Here is a 21,831-nt window from a genome sequence, read left to right on the forward strand (position 1 = left end):
AAGTCAACCTCGGAGCCTTTTCAGCCTCACCAGTGGCAGCCACCGCAACACGGAACTTAATGGGCAATGACTGTGTATGCTCGTCCGCAATGCCGACAATCACGGCGAGTGTTCAGGTGGAATATCATCTCAATAAAGTGACCATAGTCTCACCTAACCAACCAGTTAGATGCGGTAACTACAATTATCCCCGCGCCAACTCACTCACTCTGGCGACAACCTCACCGTACGGCAGTTCTTCCGTCTCGCCACCGCGAACCCGAAGCTCGACCTTGCCGTCGGCGAAGGAGCGCCCAAGTACTACCACGTAGGGCATACCCAGGAGTTCGGAGTCCTTAAACTTGACGCCAGGGCTGACTTTGGGGCGGTCGTCGAAAAGCACATCCAACCCAGCATTGGAGAGTTCCTGCGCCACCTCTTCAGCGGCGGCGGCAGCGGCAGAGTCTTTGTTGGCCACCACCACATGCACCTGGTAGGGGGCGATTTCTACCGGCCAGTTGAGCCCCTTGTCGTCGTGGCGCTGCTCCACCACAACCGCGGCGAGGCGTGATACACCGATTCCATATGACCCCATAGTGGGGATGGATCGCTTGCCGTTTTCGTCGAGAATCTGCACGTCAAAGGCATCAGTGTATTTGCGACCAAGCTGGAAAATATGCCCGATCTCAATGCCTCGTTCGAGGGTAAGGGTGCCTTGTCCATCGGGGGCGGGGTCGCCTTCGTGCACCTCGGCGGCTTCAATGTACCCGTCAGGCTCAAAATCACGACCTACCACGAGCCCAACAACATGGCGTTGGGGGGCGTCGGCACCCGTGATCCAGGGGGTGCCACGAACGACGCGGGGATCGGCGAGCATACGCACGCCGTTGGCTGCCAGACCACGCGGACCCACATAGCCTTTCACCAGGAACGGGTTAGCGGCAAAATCAGCTTCAGAGGCGAGTTCAACCACGGTTGGTTCGAGTGATGCTTCCAGGCGTTTCATGTCCACTTCGCGGTCGCCTGGAACCAGCACGCCCAGCAGTTCGGGTTCCTCACCGGGGGCGGTGACTTTCACCATCAAGCACTTGAGGGTGTCGGATGCCTGGGCCTCGCGGCCGTCAACACGCACTCCAGCCGAGCGCGCCCAATCAACCAGTGCATCAATGGTTTCTGACTTCGGCGTTTCGTGCACCTGTGCCTCAGGCAAGCCCTCAATCTCGCGTTCCACACCCGGCTGTGTGACCACGGCTTCGACGTTTGCCGCATAGTCACCGTGAGTGGCACGCACAAAGGTGTCTTCGCCGTTGGGTGACACGGCCAGGAATTCCTCAGAGGCGGAACCGCCCATGGCACCTGATGTTGCTTTGCAGATTACGTAGTCAACACCCAAGCGGTCGAAAATCTGCTGGTAGGCACGACGATGGCGTTGGTAGGATTCCTCTAACCCCTCATCGGTCATGTCAAAGGAGTAGGAATCCTTCATCACGAACTCACGACCGCGCAGAATACCGGCGCGGGGACGTTCCTCGTCGCGGTACTTCGTCTGAATCTGGAACAACGTGACGGGGAAATCCTTGTAGGAGGAATACATATCCTTGACCATTAAGGTAAACATTTCCTCATGGGTGGGTCCCAGCAGCATATCGGCATCCTTGCGGTCCTTCAGCCGGAACAACCCATCACCGTATTCCGTCCAGCGGTTAGTCACCTCGTAGGGTTCGCGTGGCAGCAGCGCAGGAAGCTCAATTTCCTGGGCACCAATGGCCTGCATTTCCTCGCGAACAACACGCTCAATGTTGCGCAGAACTTTCAAGCCCAGCGGCAGCCACGAGTACACACCTGGTGACACGCGACGGATATATCCAGCGCGGACAAGGAGCTTGTGGCTGGGAACCTCAGCGTCGGCTGGGTCCTCACGCAGGGTACGCAGAAAGAGCGTGGACATACGGGTAATCATGGAAAGTAAATATACCCGGTTATTGTTGAGTGCATGCTCATTGTCCTCCCACCAAGCGAAACCAAATCTTTCGGCGGCGACCATCCACCCCTGGACTGGGACTTGCTGAGTTTCCCTGAATTGAATCCAGTGCGGGAACAGATCGCCGCCGACCTCGTGGCCTTGGATGACCCGTTCACTGTCCTGGGCATCAGCGACAAGCTCGCCGCCGAGGTGGAGGCAAACCAGGAGCTCCTCACCTCCCCCACCACCCCGGCGATCCTCCGTTATACGGGTGTGCTCTACGACGCCCTGTCCGCCGGCATCCTTCCCAACGAGGCATTGCAGCGCCTGGCCATAGGATCGGCCCTGTTTGGTGTGGTGCGTGCCGGGGACTTGATTCCGCATTATCGCTTGTCGGGCGACACAAAGCTACCCACTCGCAGCAGCAGCACAACCCCCACACTGAAGTCCCGGTGGGGAGGGCTGATTACTGAGGTGCTGTCGTCAGCCGATGACCTGGTGGTGGATCTACGCAGCGGCACTTACCAGCAGTTGGGCCGACTGAAAACCGCCATTACGGTTCGGGTGGAGTCCGTTCAGCCAGACGGTACCCGCAAAGTGGTCAGCCACTTTAATAAGCACTACAAAGGGGAACTCGCGCGCGTACTGGCGCTGAGCGAACAGGACCCCATCAGCATCGATGAGGTAGCAGCCATCGCCCGCGCAGCCGGAATGACCGTGGAAATAACCTCACCAACAGCATTAACCCTTGTGGTATAGCACTGCGTCAGTCTAGAGGGTGCCGCAAAAGTTCCTCAGTTGTGACCAACCCGTTCCGATACGCACACAGCACGGCCTGCACACGGTCACGCGAATTGGTTTTCATGAGGATGTGCCGCACATGTGTTTTTACCGTCGCCATGGACACATACTCCGCCACCGCTATTTCTTCATTGGATAACCCCAGCGCAATAAGCCTGAGAACCTCATGTTCCCGCGGGGTGAGCTCGTCCAGTACCCCCTGGTCGGGAGGCTCCACGTGCTTATCGACGCCCTGGTTCTTCAGCATACCCAGCACCCTCGCTGTCGCTTTTGGTGCCAGCACTGCTTGCCCGGCATATACCAGCCGGATAGCGTGAAGCAGCTCCTCGGGCTGCGCGTCTTTCAGCAAAAAGCCACTGGCCCCCGCCTCAATGGCACCGCTGACAAAATCCTGATCGTCAAAGGTTGTCAGCATGATCACTTTGGTGTCTGCATCTGAACGCAGCAGTGCGCGGGTGGCTTCGATGCCGTTGACCTTGGGCATCTGCACATCCATCAGCACAATATCCGCATGGGTTTGCGTCGGAACCTCCGCACCATCACTGGCTTCCCAGCTGGTTTCCATATCATCTTGGGAATTGATGAGCATGGCAAACCCAGTACGCACCAGGGGTTGATCGTCTACAAGCCCAACGGATATTTTTGTCATCGCGGCAACTCCACCGTCACAGTAAATTCTTCATCACGGGATACTTGCATTGTGCCACCTAACGCATGAACCCGCTCCCTCATTCCGATCAGACCGAAACCCGGATCCGATTCAGAATCCCCCTGCTTATTTGCTGAGATGATGCGAATCCTGCGATCGGTCACCTCTGCGGTAAGTGTGCCATGACGATCTGGGGAATACTTCAGCATGTTCGTGAGCAATTCCTGCACAACCCGATACAACGTCGATTGCGTCAGCTGCGGCAGCCCTTCTGGGAGCTCGTCAAAACCGGTGCTGGTGACGGTGAGGCCGGTGCGGTGGGCGTCGGCAAGCAAACCTTCAACTGCAGACACACCTACTGCATTTGGATCACGGACTGCATCATCCCGCAGCACGCTTAACAACCCACGCATCTGTTTCAACGCCTCGCGCGACGTCTCCGCGATGGTGCCTAGTGTATCTGAGGCTACCTGCGGGTCTTTTGCCGCCGCGTATCGCGCACCATCTGCCAGCGCGATCACCGCCGATAAGTTATGCGCCACAATATCGTGCATTTCCCGGGCAATCCTGGTGCGCTCCACCACAGCCGACAACTCGGCGCGATCCTTTAGCGCCTGACGGTCCGCATCCTGACGGCGCCTCTGCAAGCCCAAAAGCCAGAAAAAACCAAGCCCAATCAGGCTAAAGGCAGCCATCATGGGGTACAGCTGCAGGCGCGCCATATGCCTTGGAGAGTCAGCACTGAGAATAAGATTTTCATCGATAAACGTGCGGTTCATCACGATAGCGAGACCCACACCAACAATAATCACGGGTAGCCATACCCGCCGCCATTTCGGCGGTGAATATGCACTCACAAGATAGGTGACATAAAAAACGACTGCCGTCGGCGCAAAATGTGATTCCCACGGCATAAAAACGATGATGAAAAGACTGACCGCAATAATCCCTGTGCAGATTTCTCGACGCACTGGGTGAAACAACAGAGCACACGCAATGACAAAGTTAGTAGTCATATCAGGTATGCTGTGTACTGTATGAGCAGTAAGCTCTGCGAGGAAAAACCCCGAAAATACGACGATAAGTAGCACCCGCAGGGGCGAGCCCACCCACCTTGTAGGCCACGATAACGATCTCATGGCTCCAAAACTATCCCGAGTGCATTCGCATATTCTTCATCCCACGGGCTGATCTCCGGTAGGGTCGGAACAATGTCTACCATTGGTGCCGCCGAGATTCTTATTGGCCTTCTTATGCTTGGTGTGGTGCTTTTCATCCCGGCAGTCCTGATCGCCATCCTCATTGTGCTGATCAGAATGATGAGGAAGATGTAGGTTGCATTAGCCCCGCTGTGCTGCAGCTTCGGCGGCCTTGCCCTCGCGAATATCCTCTGGCGTGAATTTCACAAATGCCACCACCAGGATGACCACCACAACGGCCAATCCTGCGCAGATGAGCAGGGAGCCGGTGTAGCCGTCACCGAGGGCGGCCCGGGCGGCGTCGTCAAGTGCAGAGCGATTCAGGGTGTCAAACGCGGACCCCAGACGGCTGCGAGTACGCATCTCTGCGTAGGCCGTGACCGCAGCAAGCCCCAGCGGGCCGCCGAGGGTCTGGCACACCAGCGAGGTCGCAGTCAGCGGGCCAACCTCCGTGGGTTTCACCCCAGCCACCACTGACAACGTGAGTGGGATCAGGACAATGCCAAGGCCAACACCAATCACCAAGATCGGAATCAGGAGGTCCGGCAGATAAGAGGCGTGCTCATCAAGCATGGAGCTAAACACAAACCCCCCAATGAGAATCACGCCGCCACCAGCAACGATCCAACGCGGGGACACCACTTCAGCTAACCGTCCAGAAATGGCAGACCCGGTAGCCAGGGCAAAGGCAAACGGGATGAACGCCAGCCCAGCCGTCAGCGGTCCGTAACCCAAAACCTCCTGAACAAAAAGCGCAACCTGAACCGTCATAGCCATGAGTAGTGCCCCCACTAGCAGTAGCGACACGAACACAAACGTGCGGCTTCGGTGCGCAAACATCCCCAACGGAAGCACCGGGTTAGCGGCCGTACGCTGCGAGAGGAAGAATCCAATGAGCAGTACGACACCCAAAACCACGGATCCAATAACGGGAGCGGTGAAGCCAACGCCGCCTTCCGTCATACCGAACACCAGAAGTGTCGACGCCCCGGTTGCCAAGACGGCGCCGCGCACATCAAGGGCCATTTTTTCGGACTGCCCTGTACTAAACAAGTACTTCACACCCAGCCCAACAATGAACACGCCGATGGGCACGTTGATGAGGAAAATCCAGCGCCAGCTGGCTTCAGTCAAAGCCCCGCCGACAACCAGCCCCAACACTGACCCCAACCCTGTCATCATGGCAAACACGGAAAAAGCCTGGTTGCGGGGTTTCCCCGGCGCGAAGGTCACCACGATCAGTGCCATGGCTGTTGGTGATGCGACGGCCGCACCGATTCCTTGTATCACGCGCGCCACCAGCAGTACTCCCGCGCCGTTGGCCAGACCGCAGGCCAGCGAGGCAAGGGTAAACATGCTCACCCCAATGAGGAATGTGCGTTTCCGCCCGAACACGTCACCCAGTCGGCCACCAAGAAGTAGCAATCCGCCGTAGGCGAGGGCGTAGGAGGTGACAATCCAGCTGCGGAGAGAGTCGGTAAGACCCAGTTCCACCTGGATGCGGGCCAGGGCAAGGTTCACCACCGTGCCGTCCAGCACCACCATGAGCTGCAACGCGGAGATGATCAGGAGTGGCAGCCCAAAGGCATTGCCAGTGACGGGGTAGGTATGTGTTGTGGTGGCTGGTCGGGTCACAGGTCGGCCACCTCGCCGATCACGTAGACGGCTGGGGGTTTGATACTTTCGTGCTCAATCACATCTGCAAGCGTACTTAACGTGCAGCGAAAAGTTCGTTCTTCTGAGGTGGTTCCTTCTTGGATCACAGCTGCGGGTGTATCACCGGAACGCCCACCTACAAGGAGCGCATTCGCGATACTGCGCGAGTTTTTCACACCCATGATCACAACAAGGGTTCCGCCGGTCTGTGCCAAAGCCTCCCAGTTGTTCAGAGACTGCGGATGCCCAGGGGGTACGTGGCCAGAGATGACGGTAAAAGAATGCACAACTCCCCGCTGTGTCACAGGGACACCCACCGCGCCGGGCACGGAAATGGCGCTGGTCACGCCAGGTACAACTGTGCAGGGAATGCCAGCTTCCTGGCATGCCTGTACCTCCTCAAAGCCCCGGCCAAACACGTAGGGGTCACCGCCTTTAAGACGCACCACGTTGCTTCCCTGACGCGCGTGTTCAACCATGAGTTCGTTGATTTTTTCCTGCGCCATCTGGCGTCCGTACGGTAATTTCGCGGCGTCGATAAGCGTCTTACCGGAGAGGTCGCAGAGCTTTTCCAGCTCAGTGGAGGGACCGAGGTGGTCGGCGAGGATGACATCGGCGTTCTGCAAGACGCGCATGCCGCGCACAGTAATCAAGTCCCAGGCACCAGGGCCGCCGCCTACAAGGGTGACGCCCGGCAAGGCTTCGGGGGGTTGGTTCATGATCATTAAGTGTAGACCGACTGCGCACCGAGACCACAGCTGGGCTAGGTCGTACCAACTGTACAATCAGCGTTATGTTTCTGGCCCTTCGCGATATTCGCGCCGCCCGTGGGCGCTTCACGCTGATCACCTTGACGGTGGCCATGCTGGCGCTGCTGGTAAGTTTCCTCTTCGGCTTGACGGGTGGTTTGCGGTATCAAAACGTTGCCGCTTTTTCCACTCTGGGTGGCAGCTACGCCTACCTGTCAAATGACAATCTCGACCGCTCCGAGCTGACCCTTGACGACACAAAGTCGCTTGTCGACGCCTCCCCTACCGCCACCGCCGTTGGCATCACCCGCGTGGTGCTCAATGAGGAACCCCTGGCGGTGCTTGCCGTGCGTCCAGGTGCATCCGGTCCGGCGGATGATGCCACCCCGCTGCCGGAGTCTGGTCATGTGTACGCATCTTCAGGCGCTGCGGAAGCCCTGGGAGTCGGCGCAGGTGACACCATCACTATAAAGGGTGAAGAACTCATTGTGGACGGCATCACTGGTGATGACTGGTACAGCCACCAAAAAGTCTTATGGACGCGCCTTCCCGACGATCAACCCGCCAATGTCGTGTTCACCGGTTCTGCCATCACCCCGGACAATCCCAAGGTGGTGCAGATAGCCACGAAGGATATGCCCCAAGCGTTAACCGCTTTCAAAGCACAATCCATGAGCCTGATGCTCATTAACATCATGTTGTTTATTGTCACTGCCCTGGTCACTGGCGCGTTTTTCACCATATGGATGATGCAACGCAAACCAGACATTGCCACGCTGAAAGCACTCGGTGCCTCATCATCGGCGCTGATCGTGGACGCGCTAGGCCAGGCAGCGATGATTCTGGGCCTGGGCATTGTGCTGGGGATCAGCATCACGCTCATCGCCGCGCACAGTATTGGCGATTCACTCCCCTTCTCTATCTCTCCTGGGAGTATCCTTCTACCGGCGGTGGCTATTTTCCTTCTCGGGCTCGGCGGCGCGGCAGCGGCGCTAAGCTTCCTCCGCTCTGCCTCCGCACTATCCGCCCTAGGGGAAAACCGATGACCACAGAACTTTCCTTCACTGACGTCACCCTCACTTTCCCCGACGGCAAAGACCGCGTCACCGCTGTGAACAATGTGTCCTTTACCTTGAAACCTGGGGAACTCATCTCCATTACTGGGCCATCTGGCTCGGGAAAATCGTCCCTGTTGGCGCTCGCCGCAACACTCATCACGCCCGACAGTGGATCCATCATGCTGGGAGACACAGAGCTTGCTCGTTTGAGTGGAAAGCAAGCCGCGGAGTGTAGGCGAAACCGCATCGGCATTGTGTTCCAGCAGTCCAACCTCATCCCCTCTCTCACCGCCCTCGAACAGCTGGAAATGATGCGGCATCTCGGGCCGCCGTGGCATCAAAAAGTACAGCGAAAGGAAGTGCGTAGCCGGGGCATGGAGCTGCTGGAGCGGCTTGATCTCGGCGACTGTGCGGACCGCCGTGTAGGTGCACTCTCCGGCGGGCAACGCCAACGCGTCAACATTGCCCGTGCCCTGATGAACTCCCCGGAGTTGCTGGTTGTCGATGAACCCACTTCAGCCCTCGACTCCCAGCGTTCCCGGATTGTCATGGAACTGCTACTCGATCTGGTCCGCTCTGAAAACGTGGGCACGCTGCTGGTCACCCACGACCGCGATGCCGCCGACCACGCCGACCGCGAGCTGACCATGTCAGACGGAAAGCTAAGCTCCGTGGTGTAACGCGTGCGGGCTAAGATGCGCTGTTTCGGGCGTCAACGCACGCCCGCACGAAACGCTCCACAGCCTGTGGCAACGACGCCGGATGGTAATGCATGTAGGACGCGTGAACGTTTCCCCGCGAAAAACCCTCACGCACCGCGCGGCCATCCCACGCGTGCCAGCCCCACGCAGAGTCCCATCCTGCCACCTCCTGGGACGTCAAGGCTGTGTGGTGGAATTCGTGGCCGGTAATCCGCTCGCCGGCACGAAACAGCACTGAATCCGTCAGAGCCACTGCGTCACGATACCCCAGAGTCAAGCGGCGCCCCATGGCCGCGTGGGTGTCAATCACACCCAGCATGGGATAGGCATCCAGACTCTCCAGCAGCCATAACAGCCCCGCGCATTCCCCGTGAACGGGTTTGCCTGCCGCCACATGGGCGCGAACCGCATCCTGAAGGTCATGGCGTGACGATAAGTTCTCCACATGCTCCTCTGGGAAACCACCCGGAATAACCAATCCATCGCAGTGTGGAAGTGGATCTTTAAGAGGGTCAAAGTGCACAACCTTTGCGCCAGCCGCCTCCAGCAGCTCTGCATGCTCCGCATACGCAAATGTAAACGCCGGGCCACCCGCCACAGCAACCACTGGATCACCAGGCACACGCTGCACCACGGCGGCGGGGTCCCACGCCGGACCTGCATAAGAACACGATGCCAACCCCCTCACCACGTCAAGATCCACATGCTTTGCCACCAGATCCGCCATGCGTTCCACAGCCTGCATCGCAGCACTCCCGTGCTCAGCGGCGGTGACCAATCCCAGATGCCTTGAAGGCACCTCCACCTTGTCCACTCGGGGTAACGCTCCCAGAACCGGAATGCCCTGCGATTCCACCGCCGAACGACACACCGCCTCATGCCGGGACGTACCCACCTTATTGAGAATCACGCCAGCCACACGTACCCCATCCGCTGCAGTGGCGAAACCCTTCACGGCCGCACCGACCGACTGGCTCATCCCCCGCACATCTACCACCAGCACCACCGGTAGGCCCAGGGTTGCGGCCACCTCAGCAGTCGAACCCGGCGCGTAATCCGTGTACACCTGGTCGGTGATGCGGCCGTCGAAAAGCCCCATCACTCCCTCGACCACCCCGATATCCGCGCCCTGACTACCATGTACATACAGCGGGCCGAGTAACGACGTCCCACACATCACCGAATCCAGGTTTCGCCCCACCCTGCCAGCGGCCAAGGCATGATAGCCCGGATCGATGTAATCCGGGCCGACTTTAAAGGGCGCAACCGTATGCGTGCGCGCCAGCGCTGCCATTAGGCCAGTGGCGATGGTGGTTTTGCCCGTGCCAGACGCGGACGCGGCAATGCACACACCTGGAGTTACCACTCGATGCCCTTCTGCCCCTTACGTCCCACATCCATCGGGTGCTTGATCTTAGTCATTTCTGTAACAAGATCAGCCACCTCAATGAGCTTCGGATCTGCATCGCGGCCCGTCATCACCACATGTTGTGTACCTGGGCGGTTCCGCAGCGTCTCCACCACATCATCTACATCAATCCAGCCCCATTTAATCGGGTAGGTGAACTCGTCCAAGATGTAAATATCGTGAGTTTCCTCGGCGAGACGGCGTTTAATCTCCTGCCATCCCTCGGCTGCGTCACGTGCGTGATCTTCCTCGGAACCGGCCTTTTTCGACCATGACCAGCCCTCTCCCATCTTGTGCCACTCCACCGGACCGCCTTCACCAGTCTCCTCGTGCAGCTGACCCAAGCGTTTAAATACTGACTCCTCGCCAACCTTCCACTTTGGGGACTTCACAAACTGGAACACCCCCACGCGCATACCCTGGTTCCAAGCGCGCATGGCCATACCAAAAGCGGCCGTTGACTTGCCCTTACCCGGACCAGTATGAACAGCCGTGATAGGAAGCATACGGCGCTGGCGCGTGGTCAAGCCGTCGTCAGGAATATTCGCGGGATCAACTTTGCCTTGGGGCATAGCGTGGTGAGCTCCTTTAGGTAGAAGTGCGTCAGATGACACTCATGATAGTAGCCGCAGTGACAGAGTCCCTACACAGCCTGAATCACGGCCGCCACGGAGGCAGCGTTGATTTCCCCCAGCTGAACGCACACGCCGCCAAGGTTGCGGGCGAGTTCGCTGGCCAGGCCGAGGCGCACGCGACCCCCTGCTTCGCAATCGATGACAATGCTTCCAGCAAGCCCGCGCTGGGCTATCATTCCCGCGGCCTGTCGAACACCTCCCATGCCTGAGGTGCTGGTCGCGCGGCCGTCGGAAAGCACCACAAGGAGGGCGCGGCGGCCTGGTTCTTTGCGATGTTCCCGGGCTATCACCTCATGGGCCATGAGCAACCCCTCGCCGAGTGGGGTGCGCCCGCCGGTGGGCAGGCCTGCGAGACGGCGTATAGCCACGTCGATTGATCCTGTGGGCGGGAGAACCAGCTCGGGAGAAGTCCCGCGCACCGTAATCACGGCGACTTTGTCACGGCGCTGGTAGGCGTCACGAAGCATGGACGTCACGGCGCCTGTCACCGCAGAGAGTCGATCCCTACCCGCCATGGACCCAGATGAGTCCACAAGGAACACAATCAGGTTGGATTCCATACCGCGCCGCAGCGATCCGCGGAGGTCATCGGGCTGAAAATCGATGAGGTCACCCACAATGCGGGCCCCCCTGTCGGCAGCGGCGAGGACGGTTCCCACCATGTTGATGCCGCGACCACCACGAACAGCACGAACTGTTGCCCCCTGCGCGCTGTAGGCTTTGGAGCGCCGCCCTGGAACGCTCTCCTCTCCTATGCCTGCACGGCGCAGCACCCTAGGAACGAAAGGGGGCACCGTTGTCGGCGCTACCTGCCTCTCCATCGGAGGTGGGTTCATTGGACTCACCGGTCGATTCCGGTGGTTCTACCTGAGGGTTTTCTTCACTCTCGGGTTCCGGGTGCTGGTCGCGCGCCTCGTCCATCGCCTCATCTAGCTGCTCTTGATCCAAACCAGGTTCATCGAAGGGGTCACGGCGCCTGCGGTGCGGCAATGCAAGCTCAGCGGCAACTCGAATATCCTCACCCTCGACGGTCTCCCGACCGCTCCACGCCGCGTGCGCCACCGCAGTCCGCGCAATAACGAGGTCTGCGCGCATGCCATCCACGTCAAAGCTGGCACACAGGTGCGCAATGCGCGCAAGGTTGGTGGGAGTCAACACAGGCGACAATGCCCGTGCAGCCGTAATTTGCGTTGCGACGCCCGCGTCTTCCTCAGCCCACCGCTCAGCAAACGCGTGCGGATCGTTTTCATAGTCGAGGCGCCGTCGCATGATTTCCGCACGAACCTCCACATCACGCGAGGCTGCGACGTCAACGGCGAGGCCAAAGCGATCAAGCAGTTGCGGGCGGAGTTCCCCCTCCTCAGGGTTCATGGTGCCCACGAGCACAAAGTTGGCGGAGCTGGTGTGGGAAATGCCGTCGCGTTCGATGGTCACGGCACCGGTCGCGGCGGCGTCGAGAAGCGCATCTACAAGGTGGTCGGCCAGAAGGTTGACTTCGTCAACGTAGAGCACACCCCCGTCCGCTTGGGCAAGCAAACCGGGTTGATATTCGGCGTGGCCTGTGGTGAGGATTTTTTCAACGTTCAGGGAGCCGACCACACGATCCTCAGTAGCGCCGATGGGGAGGTTAACCAACGGGGCATCGCCAAGAAGCGCGGAAAATGCTCGGACTGTTGTGGTTTTTGCGGTGCCTTTTTCGCCGCGCACCACAACACCCCCGATGCGGGGCGCAATGGCGGTGAGGATCAGAGCCAGCCGGAGCTGGTCCTGCCCCACCACTGCCGAAAATGGATAGCCCGGCACGGGGGTGGTGTTCACTGTGGTTAATCCTCCAGTTTGAGCGTCCTTTGAGTGCGTTCCCACACCTGTTCAAAGAGTTTCTTGTTGGTGGACAGTTTAACACCGTAAGAGGGAACCATTTCTTTGATCTTGTCGCCCCACTCCACCATCTTGTGGCCGAAGCAGCGCTCCAGAAGTTCCAGCATGGCGGCGGGAGCAATGGAGGCACCCGGGGAAGCACCGAGCAGACCTGCAATAGTGCCCTCAGAGTTGTTAATCAGCGCAGTACCGAATTCGAGGGAGCCGAACCGGGGGCCAACAATCGGTTTAATCACCTGAACGCGCTGGCCCGCAACAACGATCTCCCAGTCTTCCTTCCGCGCGGATGGCATGTACTGGCGGAGCGCTTCAACTTTGGCTGCCTCATCTTTACGGAGTTCCTGAATAAGGTACTTAGTCAGCCCCAATTCCTGGAAACCCACGGCCAGCATGGACATGAGGTTGGTAGGTCGCAGGGTTTTCGGCAGGTCCGTCCACGAGCCTTGCTTCAGGAACTTCGGCGTCCACCCAGCGTAAGGACCAAACAGCAGGCCTTTCTTGCCATCAATCACGCGGGTATCCAGGTGCGGCACAGACATGGGCGGAGCACCCACGGATGCCTGGCCGTACACCTTAGCGTTGTGCTGCTCGATAAGCTCCTCGTTGGTGCAACGCAGCCACTGTCCAGAGACGGGGAAGCCACCGAAACCACGAACCTCGGGGATGGTGGATTTTTGGAGCAGCGGCAAGGCCATGCCACCTGCACCCACAAACACGAAGTTTGCCCGCACCACTGAGATGTCGCCGGTGTGGCGGTTTTTCACCGTGACTTTCCACCGCGAACCATCAGGCTTAATGTCTTTAACCTCGTGACCATAGCGAATATCCGTGCCGTCCTTCTCTGCTGTCGCAAGGAATTGTTTAGCCAGCCCACCATAGTTGATGTCGGTGCCTTCATTCGTCCAGGAAACAGCCACTTTTTCGGCATTAAAGTCGCGCCCCTTCGCCATGAGTGGAAGGAACTGGGCAAATTCGTCAGGGTCGTCCGTGAACTTCATGTTCGGAAACAGAGGGTGGCCATTCAATGCCTCGTAGCGTTTGCGCAGATAGGCGACCTGCGTATCACCCTGACCGAAGGACACGTGTGGCACAGGGTGGATGAAGCCCTCTGGGTGAGGCAGCACTCCCTTATCAACCTGGTGAGACCAGAACTGCCGAGAGATCTGGAATTTTTCATTCACCGCAATGGCTTTCGCCGTCTGAATTTTCCCCTTCACTTCCGGGGTGTAGTTCAGCTCACACAATGCCGAATGACCAGTACCTGCGTTGTTCCATGGGGAGGAGGATTCCTCCGCTGGCCCATCCAGACGCTCGAAAATGATCTGCGACCATCCAGGTTCCAATTCCCGAAGCATGGCCCCCAACGTGGCACTCATAATTCCGGCACCAACGAGAACAACATCAGCCTCGTCGGTGCCCTTCACTGCGGAGTTCATAGAATCTGACACTATTTTAACTTCCTTCACTACGACAATCAGCCATCGGCTACACACTTTACGCTTTATCCTTTGGGGGTAAGACATTCCTTGAAAACTAGGAAGAAAAATCCACCCAGGCATACCACTTTCACCCCCATTTTGGTAACCGGTGGTAGCACTTGTCGACGCCTTGTGCAACACCAGCACCGCCCAAACGCCTAAGGTGTGCACTATGCCCCTGTACCTTCCCCCAGAGTGGTCCCCCGAGTGGTCTCAGGACATTCTCGGGCCGGACTTTCACACCGCGACAATGCCGCTCGGCGACGACCCCGACGGCGAAACCGACATCTATGCCACCGTAGTGCGCTACAGCCCCACCGATGCTCACCGTCTGCACAACAGACCGGCCATGTTGTTTGTGCACGGCATGAGTGACTACTTTTTCCATCGTCATGTGGCCGAGTTCTTTTACCAATGTGGCTGGGCCGTCTACGCCATAGATCTACGCAAATGCGGGCGTTCCTGGCGCCCCGGCCAGCGCTGGCATCACACAACTGATGTGGCCCAGTATTTCGAGGAACTGACATCGGCGTTGGCATACCTTAGCGAGATGCACAACACAGTGGTAATACAAGGGCATTCCACAGGCGGACTTGTGGTAGCACTGTGGCTGGATCATCTGCGGAACTCTGCCCCTGAATTGCATGCCCATATCGCAGGGGCCGTATTGAACAGTCCGTGGCTAGACATGATGGTGCCTAAACCCGTGTCGGAAACACTGAAACCCGTGCTCAGGTGGGCAGGGGCCCGCTGGCCAGATGTTTCCATGCCTGCGGGCAACCTCACCGCCTACGGGAAATCCGTGAGTGCAGAACATTACGGTGAATGGGTGATTGACCCCGAGATGAAGCCCCTGTCCGGTCACCAGAAGAACATTGGATGGCTCCGCGCCATCATTCGTGGTCAGGATGTTATCCATTCTGGCACTACAGATTGCGGAGTCCCGCTGCTGGTGTTGTGTTCGACAGAATCCAGGTCGGGGCGCAAATACTCACCAAAGGTGGACACCGCTGACGTTATTTTGGACGTGCGGCAGATTCAGCATTGGGCCCCTACACTCAGCAGCGATGTCACCGTATCGCCCATTCCTGACGCACGACACGATGTGTACCTTTCGCAACCGGCAGTAAGGGATGCCGCGCTCAATCGGGTGGAACAATGGCTAGCCTCAATTGGTTACAGTAACTGAGGCCCTCGCGAACACAGGGCCGCGAACATAGGGCACAGTACTTTTCTAAGGAGCGCTTTTACATGGCACAGCAGTCGGACATACAGGTGGATAAGCACTACGACATCATCATCATTGGTGCCGGTTCCGGCAACATGATCCCTAACCACCGTTTTGACAATAAGTCCATCGCCATTGTTGAAAAAGGAAGATTTGGTGGCACCTGCTTGAATGTCGGCTGCATTCCCACAAAGATGTTCGTCTACGCCGCCGATGTTGCCGACACAGTTCGCTCCTCCAGCAAGTATGGGGTGGATTCAACACTGGACTCAGTGGACTGGCCAGGAATTGTGTCCCGCGTGTTTGACAAACGTATCGATCCCATTGCCCGGGGAGGCGAGGCATATCGCCGCGGCCCAGAGACACCCAACATTGATGTGTATGACCAGCATGCACGGTTTGTGGGTGAGCGCACAATTTCCACGGGCGACGGCGATCAGAAGAGGATTATTTCCGCTGATCAGATCATCATTGCTGCGGGCGCGCGCCCACACATTCTGCCGGTGATTGAGCAGTCGGGTGTCCCGTACTACACCAACGAGAATGTACTTCGGCTACCGCAGCTGCCCCAAACCATGATCATTCTTGGCGGCGGCTTCATCGCGGTAGAGTTCGCGCACATATTCTCCGCGCTGGGTGTCGACGTGACTGTGGTGAACCGCAGCCCACGCCTTCTCAAGCACCTGGATGAGCAGGTTTCGGACCGCTTCACGAAACTGGCATCCGAACGATGGAACACACGCCTCGGCCATGAAGTGGCTGCTGCGGAGGAAAACTCCAACGGCAGCGTGACCATCACACTGGACAATGGCGAGAAACTGACCGCCGATGTTTTGGTTTCCGCCACCGGGCGCACCCCCAACGGCGACCAGATGGACCTGGACAAGGGCGGTGTTGAGATGGACGGCCAGCGCATCAAGGTCGATGAGTATGGACGCACCACCGCTCCTGGAGTGTGGGCGTTCGGCGATGTCTCCTCCCCCTTCCAACTCAAGCACGTGGCCAACGCGGAAGCTCGCGCCATCGAGCACAACGTGCTGACCCCAGACGACCTGCGCGCATTCCCGCACAAACACGTACCAGCAGCTATCTTCACCAACCCCCAGATCGGGTACGTGGGCATGACTGAGCAGCAGGCTCGCGACGCTGGACACACAGTCACGGTCAAGGTACAGGACTACGGTGACGTTGCCTACGGCTGGGCCATGGAAAACACCACGGGCTTTGCCAAGCTCATCGCCGATAAAGACACCGGGAAACTTCTTGGTGCCTTCATCATTGGGCCGCAGGCATCCACCTTGATCCAGCAGCTGGTCACTATGATGGCGTTTGATATTGATGTTCGCGCCATGGCTGCCGATCAGTACTGGATCCATCCGGCGCTTCCCGAACTCATTGAAAACGCGCTGCTGGGGCTAGAATTCTAGGAGTGCCCATAGGTAACTCCTCTGATATTTTTTCAGCGCGCTACCGCATGTCCACATGCGGTCTACTCACCGCAATCTGCGTCTGTGCGTTTGACCAGACTGCGGTGACGGCCGTCATGCCAGAGATCGCGGATCACTTGGGCGACACCAGCGCCTACTCAGCAACTTTTGTCGCGGCGCTCGCAGCCTCCATTATTGGCATGGTGTTCTCAGGCATCCTCACTGATCGCAGTGGCGCACAATTCACCATCATCAGCAGCGCAAGCCTTCTCATGGTTGGACTGCTACTGTCCATGGTGTCTAGAACCATGCCCGTATTCCTCGCTTCCCGCGTGATACAAGGGCTTGGCACTGGCGGACTGATCGTAGCCATCTACGCCGCAATTGCCCTCATCTACCCAGAAAAACTCAGACCACAGGTATTCGCCGGTTTCGCAGGTGCCTGGGTAGTGCCTTCCCTCGTCGGCCCAGGTGTCGCCGGGCTACTTGCGGTCACATTATCGTGGCACGCAGTATTCGCATTGCCGATTGTCGCGGTCATCATCGCAGTAGCGCTGCTTTACCGTGTACTCGCCGCACTACCTCAGTCCACACCAGCGCCCCAACCTGGATACGTACGCACTCTCGGTGCGGCTGTAGTGCTGGCGGGCGCGGCGTCGATAATCAACTTATCCACACACCTTAAGGTGCCCACCAACATTCTTGTGTTTGTGGGTGCCTGCGGCGTTGCGCTGCTGTGCATGCATCCGCTGGTGCCTGCTGGGACATTTCTTGCACGTGCCGGGACGCCGCGTTTGGTCCTGACTCGTGGGATTATCGACATGCTCTCCGCTGCAGAAATGTACCTTCCGTTGTTGCTCGCAGAACGCTACCAACTCGGCCCCACCCTGACCGGTTTGGGGCTCACTGTCTCGGGATTTGCGTGGTTTATTGGCTCCCACTATCAAGCACAATTCGGTGACCGCCTATCGACGCCGCGCGTCTTTCTCATCTCAACCGTACTCATCGCCGCAGGATTCGTGGTTGTCACGGTCACGGTACTGACGGGATCGCACTGGTGGATCACCATCATCGGCTGGGGTGTTACAGGTATCGGGATGGGGTTCAGTTACCCCCGGCTGTCCGCAGAAGCCTTGAGCCTGTGCGCCGAAACCGAAACAGGATTTATCGGGTCCGCATTGCAGGTCAGCGGCAGCATCGGCATAACCACCATGCTCTCTGTAGCTGGAATGATCCAGCTGGTTGGTAATGCCCTGGCTGTTGAGCTGCGGTTTGGCATCATCTTTGGCGCCATCGGCCTCATGAGCATTCCACTACTACTGCTGTGGCTGCCGCGCGCCTCAAACCGCACCCCTCACAATGAGACATATGCATAAGAAATTTCTTACATTACTGATGTGACAACATTACATAAAGAAATAACTACGCTAAATTAGCCTATCTATTTTTCCCTTCGGAACGTTACATGCAACCAAAAATGTGATAACTTCTTTACAAAAATAGAACGGTAATGAGTGCCAGCAAAAGAGCCACTACCAGCATGATTACTCGATACAGATGCGTAATACAGGGCGAAAATAGCAAACAATAACCGATTCAGAACGGATTTATTGAGAATAATCTTACAAATCTCGAAGGCGAAATACTAGGGTGATTATCGAGCCGTAAAGGGCCCATCTACTACATCACCATTTTCAGGAGGAACCATGAAAATGAGGTCGAGGATCGCCACCGCATGCATCGCTGGCGTCCTGGCTACCGGTTTGGCCACCGCACCGGCACATGCTCAAGGGGTCGAGCCCAGCGGCTCCAGCCAAGCTATTGGCGACGCCCTGGTCGGCTCAGCAGAACTACCCTTCCGGGCTATACTTCCGTTAGTACAAGGCAGCTCCCTTGAGTCCCCTGCCAAGGCAGTCGCAACACTGTCCCTCATTCCTGTTTCACTGATCGCTTCCTTGTTCAGCAAACAGTGCCACCTCGGTGACACCCGCGGCTGCGTCGCCCAGGCCCAGCGATAGATGAGGAGAACACTGTGAAGAAGACATCGCGGTTCGCCGCCGCATGTGTTGCTGGTGCTCTCGCCACAGGACTAGCAGTTGCGCCAGCATCTGCCCAGGACTTCGCACCTAGCAGCTCCAGCCAAGCTATTGGCGATGCCCTAGTCAACTCGACGGAACCACTTTTCAGGCTGGTTCCACTTTTCAATGGCACCCCACTCCAGGCGCCCGCTGACGGGGTAGCCGTGGTTCAGTAAACAGTGTAAGTTTGTTACCACAAGCAACTGCACCCGTTGATAGGAGAACGTAGTGAAAAAGACGTCACGTATTGCCACTGCATGTGTTGCAGGAGCACTGGCTACCGGGATGCTGACCGTGCCAGCATCCGCACAGTCCGCCTACATGGAACCAACCGCGTCCAGCCAAGTTGTTGGCGATGCCGTTGTTGGATCCGCAACACTTCCTTGGCGAGTGCTCACACCGCTCACCAATGGAACCCCATTGGAATATCCTGTGGATACCGCCACCTTCTTTTCAGCTATGCCATTCATGATCGCCGCATCGTTGTTCAGCAAGCAATGCCACCTCAGTGACGTTCGCGGCTGCCACCCCTGATATATGGCATAACCTTCCACACTCTTGTCCCCTGTTGGTGCTGACCTTAAGCCAACAGGGGAGTTTTTAATGCTGATAGTGCGTATCGCGGAGTAGTTGGTCAACATCCCATGCAGTTTCAATCGCATCAGCGATCATGTCAAGCTGCTGTTCGCGCTGTACCGCAAACGAGGTATCGGTGCTCAGCACAAAACCATCCTTGTTGCAGTAATCAGCAACCCAGCGCAAAAACTCGCGCCGTGCGGCATCGTTTTCCATATGTCCATGGCGATGCGTGCCACGCAGATTGTCGCGCGCACTGCCTTCATCACCAATCCACGGATCCTCGGTGGTGCGGGTCACCCGACCATGATGCACCTCGTACGCCCCACCATCATGCCTGATCAGCGTCTTATCGGGGTGGAACGTGATATCTGCGTCGAAAAGCCCAAGACCAGCTACAGGCTCGGATGAACCAGATTCAACCGGATCAACAAGAGACGCGCACATCATCTGATATCCACCACAAATGCCCACAACAGGTCCGCGACGCGCACATATGGCGTCAGCCAAACCTTGGTCTCGCAGCCAGCGCAGATCAGAGATCGTCGCCTTGGAACCCGGAATAACAACCAGATCAGCCTCGGCAACAGCATCGGGATCCACCGTCCACGTCACTGTCACCCCTGGTTCGCACGCCAGCGCTTCCACATCAGTGGCGTTAGACACCCGAGGCAGCCGAATAGCAGCCACCCGCAGCCGCTGCGTCCCCAACGCGGCGGTGGACGGACCGACCGATGCCCCCACATGGGATTGCAACGAATCCTCCGCATCAATCCACAGGCCCTCAAGATACGGCAACACCGCCACTGTAGGCACCCCGGTCATCTCCTCCAAGGACACCAAACCCGGCTCAAGAATGGACTGATCCCCGCGGAATTTATTGATCACAAAGCCCTTAATCCTGGTGCGATCAGCCGACGACACAATCTGATGCGTGCCAAACAAATGAGCCAACACTCCCCCACGGTCAATATCGCCCACCACATACACCGGCATATCGCAGGCTTCCGCAAGACCGAAGTTAGCCACATCCGTGTCGCGGAGATTAATTTCTGCAGGTGAACCGGCACCTTCACACACCACGACGTCGAAACGCGACTCCAACTCACGCAAACATGATGCTGCTACGGTACGTAGATGAGTTCGGTGCTCAATATACGAACGGGCACTGACAGAACCGACCGCATGCCCGCGCACGACCAACTGTGATGTCCGATCCGATCCGGGTTTGAGCAAAATGGGGTTAAAATCCACACTGGGTTCCAGCCCGCAGGCCGCAGCTTGCAGAGCCTGCGCACGACCAATTTCACCACCATCAGGGCATACTGCCGAATTATTAGACATGTTCTGTGCCTTAAACGGTGCGACTTTTATGCCACGACGCGCCAGCGCACGACACAATCCAGCGACAATAACAGATTTACCGGCATCGGATGTGGTGCCCGCAATAAGAAAAGCCGGCACCTATACGTCCTCGTCTGGAATGGTGAGGATCTCATTACCGTCGTCAGTGATAACAATAGTGTGCTCAAATTGGGCAGTGAACTTTCCGTCTCTATTCACCACGGTCCAGCCGTCATCCCAAATATCGTAAGGAAGTTCACCGAGGTTGATCATCGGCTCAATGGTGAGCGTCATGCCAGGTTCAAGCAGGTCAGTATACATATCGCTATCATAATGCAGCACCACCAGACCATTATGGAAGGTCGGCCCCACACCGTGCCCAGTGAAATCACGCACAACGTTATAACCAAAACGCTTAGCGTAGGACTCAATCACCCGACCAATAACATTAATTTCTCGACCAGGTTTTGCCGCCTTAATCCCACGCATTGTTGCCTCACGAGTACGCTCAACCAACAAGCGATGTTCCTCCGATACATCACCCGCGAGAAATGTCGCATTCGTATCGCCATGCACGCCATTCTTATATGCGGTGACATCGATATTCACAATGTCTCCATCTTGAATCACAGTTGTGTCAGGAATACCGTGACACACCACCTCATTCAGTGACGTACAACAGCTTTTAGTAAAACCCCGATACCCCAGTGTCGACGGGTATGCACCATGATCACACATGTACTCATGGGCGAGCCGATCGAGCTCGTCCGTGGTTACACCAGGTTCCACCGCACGACCAGCCACAACCAACGCATTCGCCGCAATTTTCGACGCCTCGCGCATCGCCTCAATCACTTCTGGCGACTGCACCACTGGCTCGCCCATGGCCTCCTGTACCGTGTCCTTCCACACGTATTCAGGGCAGTCAATCTGTTCAGGAACAGTACGAATAGGAGTGGGTTTACCAGGGATAAGACGGGCGCGGGAGTTCGACATAGCTTCTATTGTATCCGCTTTGTATTCA

Annotated in this window: 22 protein-coding genes; 10 read left to right on the forward strand and 12 right to left on the reverse strand. The window is 57.5% G+C overall.

What is annotated here, in order from left to right; genetic code table 11:
• Window positions 1-184 precede the first annotated feature (184 nt).
• Window positions 185-1,939 (reverse strand): proline--tRNA ligase, encoded by a 1,755-nt coding sequence (locus CDUR_RS07950; RefSeq protein ID WP_179417792.1) that lies wholly within the window; start codon window positions 1,937-1,939, stop codon window positions 185-187.
• 33 nt (window positions 1,940-1,972) lie between these two features.
• Here CDUR_RS07950 and yaaA point away from each other — a divergent pair, with 33 nt between their 5' ends.
• Window positions 1,973-2,701 carry a peroxide stress protein YaaA gene (yaaA, locus tag CDUR_RS07955; protein WP_179417793.1) on the forward strand — a complete coding sequence of 243 codons (729 nt, stop codon included), beginning with the start codon at window positions 1,973-1,975 and terminating at the stop codon, window positions 2,699-2,701.
• 7 nt (window positions 2,702-2,708) lie between these two features.
• On the opposite strand, the gene CDUR_RS07960 is transcribed toward yaaA, so the two are convergent.
• Together CDUR_RS07960 and CDUR_RS07965 are read right to left on the reverse strand one after the other, a co-directional pair.
• Complete coding sequence (locus tag CDUR_RS07960) at window positions 2,709-3,392, reverse strand: response regulator (protein WP_179417794.1); 684 nt, start codon at window positions 3,390-3,392, stop codon at window positions 2,709-2,711.
• Window positions 3,389-4,408, reverse strand: coding sequence for a sensor histidine kinase (locus CDUR_RS07965; RefSeq protein WP_179417795.1), 1,020 nt, complete (start codon window positions 4,406-4,408; stop codon window positions 3,389-3,391). Before CDUR_RS07965 ends, CDUR_RS07960 begins: the two co-directional genes overlap by 4 nt.
• Before the next feature lie 195 nt (window positions 4,409-4,603).
• On the opposite strand from CDUR_RS07965, the gene CDUR_RS07970 reads away from it, so the two are divergent.
• On the forward strand, window positions 4,604-4,726 hold the full coding sequence (locus tag CDUR_RS07970; RefSeq protein WP_267903393.1) for a hypothetical protein: 123 nt from the start codon (window positions 4,604-4,606) through the stop codon (window positions 4,724-4,726).
• Between the two features lie 6 nt (window positions 4,727-4,732).
• Here the strand turns inward: CDUR_RS07970 and CDUR_RS07975 are convergent, their stop codons facing one another.
• Complete coding sequence (locus CDUR_RS07975; protein WP_179417796.1) at window positions 4,733-6,226, reverse strand: MFS transporter; 1,494 nt, start codon at window positions 6,224-6,226, stop codon at window positions 4,733-4,735.
• On the reverse strand, window positions 6,223-6,972 hold the full coding sequence (gene cobA / locus CDUR_RS07980) for a uroporphyrinogen-III C-methyltransferase (RefSeq protein ID WP_179417797.1): 750 nt from the start codon (window positions 6,970-6,972) through the stop codon (window positions 6,223-6,225). The genes CDUR_RS07975 and cobA overlap by 4 nt, the downstream gene beginning before the upstream one ends.
• Before the next feature lie 68 nt (window positions 6,973-7,040).
• Between cobA and CDUR_RS07985 the strand changes: the two genes are divergently transcribed.
• A complete protein-coding gene (locus tag CDUR_RS07985; protein WP_179417798.1) occupies window positions 7,041-8,042 on the forward strand; it encodes an ABC transporter permease in 1,002 nt (333 codons plus the stop codon).
• Window positions 8,039-8,734 (forward strand): ABC transporter ATP-binding protein, encoded by a 696-nt coding sequence (locus tag CDUR_RS07990; RefSeq protein WP_179417799.1) that lies wholly within the window; start codon window positions 8,039-8,041, stop codon window positions 8,732-8,734. Before CDUR_RS07985 ends, CDUR_RS07990 begins: the two co-directional genes overlap by 4 nt.
• A gap of 10 nt (window positions 8,735-8,744) precedes the next feature.
• Here the strand turns inward: CDUR_RS07990 and CDUR_RS07995 are convergent, their stop codons facing one another.
• The 5 genes from CDUR_RS07995 to mqo all read right to left on the reverse strand — a co-directional run bounded on the left by CDUR_RS07995 (window position 8,745) and on the right by mqo (window position 14,124).
• Window positions 8,745-10,121 carry a cobyrinic acid a,c-diamide synthase CobB gene (locus tag CDUR_RS07995; protein WP_179417800.1) on the reverse strand — a complete coding sequence of 459 codons (1,377 nt, stop codon included), beginning with the start codon at window positions 10,119-10,121 and terminating at the stop codon, window positions 8,745-8,747.
• A complete protein-coding gene (cobO, locus tag CDUR_RS08000) occupies window positions 10,115-10,735 on the reverse strand; it encodes a cob(I)yrinic acid a,c-diamide adenosyltransferase (RefSeq protein ID WP_179417801.1) in 621 nt (206 codons plus the stop codon). Before cobO ends, CDUR_RS07995 begins: the two co-directional genes overlap by 7 nt.
• Before the next feature lie 71 nt (window positions 10,736-10,806).
• Window positions 10,807-11,619, reverse strand: a complete 813-nt coding sequence (locus CDUR_RS08005) for a vWA domain-containing protein (RefSeq protein WP_218865423.1) — start codon at window positions 11,617-11,619, stop codon at window positions 10,807-10,809.
• Window positions 11,573-12,616, reverse strand: coding sequence for a magnesium chelatase ATPase subunit I (locus CDUR_RS08010; RefSeq protein ID WP_179417803.1), 1,044 nt, complete (start codon window positions 12,614-12,616; stop codon window positions 11,573-11,575). The genes CDUR_RS08005 and CDUR_RS08010 overlap by 47 nt, the downstream gene beginning before the upstream one ends.
• A gap of 5 nt (window positions 12,617-12,621) precedes the next feature.
• Complete coding sequence (gene mqo, locus CDUR_RS08015) at window positions 12,622-14,124, reverse strand: malate dehydrogenase (quinone) (protein WP_179417804.1); 1,503 nt, start codon at window positions 14,122-14,124, stop codon at window positions 12,622-12,624.
• 202 nt (window positions 14,125-14,326) lie between these two features.
• Between mqo and CDUR_RS08020 the strand changes: the two genes are divergently transcribed.
• From CDUR_RS08020 to CDUR_RS08045, 6 genes are all read left to right on the forward strand, one after another.
• Entirely contained in the window at window positions 14,327-15,343 is a 1,017-nt protein-coding gene (locus CDUR_RS08020) for an alpha/beta hydrolase (protein ID WP_179417805.1), read from the forward strand.
• Between the two features lie 62 nt (window positions 15,344-15,405).
• Window positions 15,406-16,809 carry a mycothione reductase gene (mtr, locus tag CDUR_RS08025; protein ID WP_179417806.1) on the forward strand — a complete coding sequence of 468 codons (1,404 nt, stop codon included), beginning with the start codon at window positions 15,406-15,408 and terminating at the stop codon, window positions 16,807-16,809.
• Between the two features lie 2 nt (window positions 16,810-16,811).
• On the forward strand, window positions 16,812-18,185 hold the full coding sequence (locus tag CDUR_RS08030) for an MFS transporter (protein WP_179417807.1): 1,374 nt from the start codon (window positions 16,812-16,814) through the stop codon (window positions 18,183-18,185).
• Window positions 18,186-18,515: 330 nt separating this feature from the next.
• Window positions 18,516-18,827, forward strand: a complete 312-nt coding sequence (locus CDUR_RS08035) for a hypothetical protein (protein ID WP_179417808.1) — start codon at window positions 18,516-18,518, stop codon at window positions 18,825-18,827.
• Between the two features lie 14 nt (window positions 18,828-18,841).
• Window positions 18,842-19,063: a hypothetical protein gene (locus tag CDUR_RS08040; protein ID WP_179417809.1), complete on the forward strand. Its 222-nt coding sequence runs from the start codon at window positions 18,842-18,844 to the stop codon at window positions 19,061-19,063.
• Window positions 19,064-19,115: 52 nt separating this feature from the next.
• Entirely contained in the window at window positions 19,116-19,421 is a 306-nt protein-coding gene (locus tag CDUR_RS08045) for a hypothetical protein (RefSeq protein WP_006063701.1), read from the forward strand.
• Between the two features lie 66 nt (window positions 19,422-19,487).
• On the opposite strand, the gene CDUR_RS08050 is transcribed toward CDUR_RS08045, so the two are convergent.
• Complete coding sequence (locus CDUR_RS08050) at window positions 19,488-20,927, reverse strand: cobyric acid synthase (RefSeq protein ID WP_179417810.1); 1,440 nt, start codon at window positions 20,925-20,927, stop codon at window positions 19,488-19,490.
• A complete protein-coding gene (map, locus tag CDUR_RS08055; protein WP_179417811.1) occupies window positions 20,928-21,803 on the reverse strand; it encodes a type I methionyl aminopeptidase in 876 nt (291 codons plus the stop codon).
• Between the last annotated feature and the right edge of the window lie 28 nt (window positions 21,804-21,831).

It is taken from the genome of Corynebacterium durum (genome assembly GCF_030408675.1).
Lineage (GTDB): Bacteria > Actinomycetota > Actinomycetes > Mycobacteriales > Mycobacteriaceae > Corynebacterium > Corynebacterium durum.